Source organism: Mycobacterium gastri (assembly GCF_002102175.1).
GTDB classification, from domain to species: domain Bacteria; phylum Actinomycetota; class Actinomycetes; order Mycobacteriales; family Mycobacteriaceae; genus Mycobacterium; species Mycobacterium gastri.
The window spans coordinates 1-4,782 of record NZ_LQOX01000016.1 but is presented as its reverse complement, the minus strand read 5'-3'; the positions used below and the strand labels follow the sequence as shown (position 1 = coordinate 4,782).

The 4,782-nt window shown below is 70.5% G+C and carries 3 protein-coding genes and 2 pseudogenes; 4 read left to right on the top strand and 1 reads right to left on the bottom strand.

Annotated features, from left to right (window positions below; translation table 11 throughout):
- A pseudogene (locus tag AWC07_RS27375) lies at positions 1-613 on the top strand (PE family protein); the annotation flags it as partial.
- 50 nt (positions 614-663) lie between these two features.
- On the opposite strand, the gene AWC07_RS02340 reads toward AWC07_RS27375, so the two are convergent.
- Positions 664-1,173, bottom strand: coding sequence for a DoxX family protein (locus AWC07_RS02340; protein WP_036416041.1), 510 nt, complete (start codon positions 1,171-1,173; stop codon positions 664-666).
- A 143-nt stretch (positions 1,174-1,316) separates the two neighbouring features.
- Here AWC07_RS02340 and AWC07_RS02335 point away from each other — a divergent pair, with 143 nt between their 5' ends.
- The 3 genes and pseudogenes from AWC07_RS02335 to AWC07_RS02325 form a co-directional block, all read left to right on the top strand.
- Positions 1,317-2,930 carry a pyruvate, phosphate dikinase gene (locus AWC07_RS02335; RefSeq protein ID WP_167380001.1) on the top strand — a complete coding sequence of 538 codons (1,614 nt, stop codon included), beginning with the start codon at positions 1,317-1,319 and terminating at the stop codon, positions 2,928-2,930.
- A gap of 414 nt (positions 2,931-3,344) precedes the next feature.
- The gene (locus tag AWC07_RS02330) at positions 3,345-3,653 is read left to right on the top strand and encodes a hypothetical protein (protein ID WP_244187439.1); all 309 of its coding nucleotides are present in this window, start codon (positions 3,345-3,347) and stop codon (positions 3,651-3,653) included.
- Positions 3,650-4,782 (top strand): annotated as a pseudogene (locus tag AWC07_RS02325) (hypothetical protein); the annotation flags it as partial. The gene AWC07_RS02330 and the pseudogene AWC07_RS02325, both read left to right, overlap by 4 nt.

Here is a 4,782-nt window from a genome sequence, read left to right as displayed (position 1 = left end):
CGGCGGGTCGGGCGGGGTCGGTGGGGTCGGTGGAGCGGGCGGCCTGTTCGGCGCCGGTGGCCTCGGCGGCACCGGCGGCGCCGCCGACGGTGCCGGCGGGTTCGGCGGGGTCGGCGGGGCCGGCGGAGCAGGCGGCGTGTTCGGCGCCGGCGGCGGCGGCGGTACCGGCGGGTTCGGCGCCGGCGTCGCCGGGTCCGGCGGCGCGGGCGGCAACGCCGGCATCCTCGGCGGCAACGGCGGCGCCGGCGGCGCTGCCGGTATCAGCCAGGCCGGCATCGGCGCGCCCGGCGGAGCCGGCGGTAACGCCGGCATGCTCTTCGGCAACGGCGGCGTCGGCGGTGCCGGCGGCACCAGCAGATTCGGCGGTCTCGGCGGAAATGGAGGAGTGGGCGGCAAGGCCGGACTGATCGGCAACGGCGGTGACGGTGGCGTCGGCGGGGACAGCGGGTCGGCTACCGGCACCGGCGGTAACGGCGGTGCGGGCGGCGGCGCCTGGCTGATCGGCGACGGCGGCAACGGCGGCAACGCCGGACTCGGCGTGACACCGGGTACGGGCGGCGCCGGCGGCGCCGGCGGCCAGCTGCTCGGACAGGACGGCAACAACGGCCAGTGACAACCGGCGGACCCCCGGTCGCGTGCCGGCTCCGGGGTGGCGCCGGGTCGCTACCCGGTTTGTTTGACCGGCGGCCGGTAGAAGATCAGCAACTGCCCGATGGCGCCGGCGAGGCCGAGCCCGAGTGAGATCAACAGGCCGGCCCACCCGTCGAACCAGTTCTTTCCGAAGATCACCCGGTCCAGGCTGAACTTTCCCGCGCCAAGGGTGGCGACGACGACGGCACTGACCGCCAGCACCAGGTTGTATTCCCAACCCTCCTTGACGATGAAGAAGCCGTTGGGCCGGTGCACGGTCCACGCGGCGACCAACATCAGCGAGACGAAACCCGCGGCCGGGATGGGTGTGAGCAGACCCGCGGCCAAGCCAAGTCCGGCGGCAGTCTCGGTGCTGGCGGCCACCGTCGCGTGAAACCTGCCGGGCTTCATGCCGATGCTCTCGAACCAGCGCGCGGTGCCCGGTATCCGGCCACCGCCGAAGAACTTGTTCACGCCATGCGCGGCCAACGTCAGGCCCAGCACCAGCCGCAGGATCAGCAACCCGGCGTCATATGCAGTCATACCGTCAAAACTAGATCATCCGGCCCGGCGCCCGGCAGCAGCGGCGAGCCGCCGGTTCCGGTGATCGGTGTGGAAACATTGCGGACGTTCCGGCGTTTGCCCGCAACCGCTTCAGGCTTGCCCGACCACGAGGGGGTGCATCAATGGCTCGTATCCCACGAAGCAGCGATCCCTCCGACGACATCCGGAAAGACCCGGTGGTCGTGCTGGACGGACAGGCGGATCATTCCCGCGAGGTTCTGGGAAACAAGGGCCGCGGCATCGATGTGATGCGCCGCCGCACGTTGCCGGTACCGCCCGCGTTTTGCATCACCACCGCGGTGGGCGTGCGGTATCTGGCCGACCCCGAGCCGACCATGGACGCGATTTGGGACGCCGTACTGGAACGGATGCGCTGGCTGGAAGCCGCGACCTCGCGCACGTTCGGCCGCGGGCCGCGTCCGTTGTTGGTCAGCGTGCGCTCAGGGGCCACCCAGTCGATGCCCGGGATGATGGACACGATCCTGGACCTGGGCTTCAACGACGCCGTCGAGCAGGCCCTGGCCGCGGCCGGCACCGCTGATTTCGCCGCTGACACGCGCCGGCGGTTCATCCGCATGTATCGGCGAGTGACAGGCCGCGACCCCGCCGAGGATCCATATCAACAGTTGCGCGCCGGCGTCGGGGCCGTCTTCGCTTCCTGGAATTCTCCGCGCGCCAAGGCCTACCGCGAGCACTACGGCCGAGACGATCAGGGTGGTACCGCGGTGGTCGTGCAGGCCATGGTGTTCGGCAACCAGACGGCCAACTCGGGCGCCGGGGTGCTCTCCTCCCGCAACCCCATCACCGGCGCCAACGAACCGTTCGGCGACTGGCTGCCCGGCGGTCAGGGCGACGACGTGGTCTCGGGATTGGTGGACGTCGAGCCGATCGCGGCGCTGCGCGACCAGCTACCGGCTGTCTATGACGAGCTGATCGCGGCCGCCCGATGTCTGGAGCGACTGACCTCAGACGTCCCGGAAATCGAATTCACCGTCGAAAACGGCAAGCTGTGGCTGTTGCAGACACGGTCTGCCGAGCGGTCGGCGCAGGCCGCGGTGCGGCTGGCTCTGCAACTGCGACACGAAGGTCTCATCGACGACGCCCAGACACTGCGCCGAATAGCCCCCGCCCATGTGGAAGCCCTGTTGCGGCCGGCGCTGCAGCCCGAAACACGTTTGGCCGCACCTCTTTTGGCCAAGGGCCTGCCCGCCTGCCCGGGTGTGGCAACCGGAACCGCCTACACCGATGTGGACGCGGCATTGGACGCGGCCGACCGGGGCGAGTCGGTCATCCTGGTACGCGACCACACCAGGCCCGAAGACGTCCTGGGCATGCTCGCCGCACAGGGCATCGTCACCGAGGTAGGCGGCGCGGCCAGCCACGCGGCAGTGGTCAGCCGCGAACTCGGCCGGGTAGCCGTGGTGGGCTGCGGCCACGGCGTAGCCGCGACCCTGGCCGGCAAGCGGATCACCGTCGACGGACATGAGGGCGAGGTGCGCGCCGGGAGCCTGCCACTGTCCGCCTGGTCGGAGAACGACACGCCCGAGCTGCGGGAACTCACCGACATCGCGTTGCGCATCAGCCCGCTGCGCGCACACGCCATCGGCAACTACCCCGGGCTGGAGGATCATTCCGAGGCCGCCGCACGGGCTGCCATGACCGCCGGACACACCGATGTGGTGTCGGATGCGCCATTGATCACCATGTTGCACGCGCTCCGGGCATCGACGGCTTGATACCGGTTTCGTCAAAATTTTTGCGCGCACCCGCAAGAGTTTCCGACTTCTCCGACCTGTCCCCACTGGGCAACACGCTCCGCCCAAGCCGTCGCCACTGCGCAGCGCACTTGTCCGCGGCGCCGCACCTGAACTGACCCGGCGTCGACGCAGGACACCCCCGGAGGTTTGGGCCCGCGTCACCGACCTTCGGGCGTGGGCAGGCTTCGCAGATGGCGCTCCCGTCCGCCGCCCCGCAACACCCAGCCATTGACCCGGCAACCCCAACCAGCGAGCTGCACTGACTCAACGCGTGAGAACTTTCTTTACTGCTATCAATGAGGCCGGGCTCATGCGCCGGGGTATCGCTGATGTCGCCCGGTGGTCTCATCCCACACGTTCTCGCCCGGTGAGTGTCACCGCTACAATCCCCGCATGGGCGACAACCTTCGCGTCACCCCAGCCCAGTTGCGGGTGACCAGCACCGGCTGGCACATGGAGGCTTTCGATCTCCACGCCGCGCCACCAGCACTGGAACCGTCTGGCGGGTGGCCCACGGTGCTCGCCGCCGCCGGGGTGACCGGCGCGGCCCAGGTCGCCACTGCCGACCTGCACACAAAGATCGCCACCACCGCCGGGATGACCCAGGTCGCGGCGACCGGTTATGAAGCCACCGACTCAGATGCCGCGGACATGCTGAAAAACGTGGCCACCACGATCACCGGAACAGCCCGTAACGCGTGATCCCCACCCAGTCGGCGTTGCGCGCTTACACCGTGTCGCATCTGACCGAGAATGCCGTGAACTGGCGCGAGCTGGCGGCGCGCCGCCGCTCGGTGGTGGGCACAATCAAGAGCCAGGCCGACTCGGTGGACTGGCAGGGTCAGGGCGATGAGGCGATGAAAGCCGCGATGGCCCGCCACGCCACCACCGCCGAACAGGAAGCCGAGCTGCTGGATACTGCAGCGGCCACCGCCGAGGACGGGGCCGCCGTGCTGCACCAGCAAAAGCACTCCATCTTCGCCACCGTCGAGCAGGCCAACCAGTCAGGGTTCGCGGTCGCCGAGGGCTGGACGGCCACCGACGCGATGTATGCGCCGGGCTCGATGGGCTGGTACGCCCGGCAGCCCACCGCCCAGGCCATCTCCGCCGATCTGCGTATCCAGGTGGCACGTTTCACCGGCCAGGAAGTGCAGACCGCCACCGAGGTGGCGCGCTCTGCCGGTGAGCTGGGCGGCGAAGGCGCGGTGCGCAGCCACATCCAGACGGTCGCCGCCATCACCACCACCCACACGCCGAATCCGACGGTGCCGCCATCACCGCCAGCCCCCTCAGCATCGTCGCTGCTTGATGCCTTGACCGGCGCTAGCCCGCTGATGCGGCACATATCACCGCAGGCCGCGGCCTCAGCAGCAGCACCACCGTGGCAAGTCCCACCAGCGGCCGGCGAGTTAGCGGGCATCGCGCCGCCGGTGCCGCTGCCGGCAGGTGCCGGCCCCCTGCCCGCCTTCGGCGGCAGCGTCGGTGGCGGGGCCGGGGCTGGCAACGGCGGCGGCTGGCTGTCCTCGCTGGCTGCCCGGCTGAGTTCGGGGATCGCCGCCATGGCGGCCCCGGTCAGCACGGGCGCGGTCTCGACGGCCGCCACCACGATCAGCGCACCGGCCGCTGCTGCCGCGGCCGCCGCGGCAACCCCGCTAGCACACGTCCAACCCCACCCGTCGCCGCCGACCGCCGAACCCCCAGCGACGCAGTTTGCCGATCCCGGGCAAGTGCGGCACGAGCACGCACCGCAATACCCGCCCTCCACCGATCCCCCGCAGGCGAAATCCCCGCACGCGCGCCAATCCCCGGCCGCGCAGTCATCGCCCCCCAC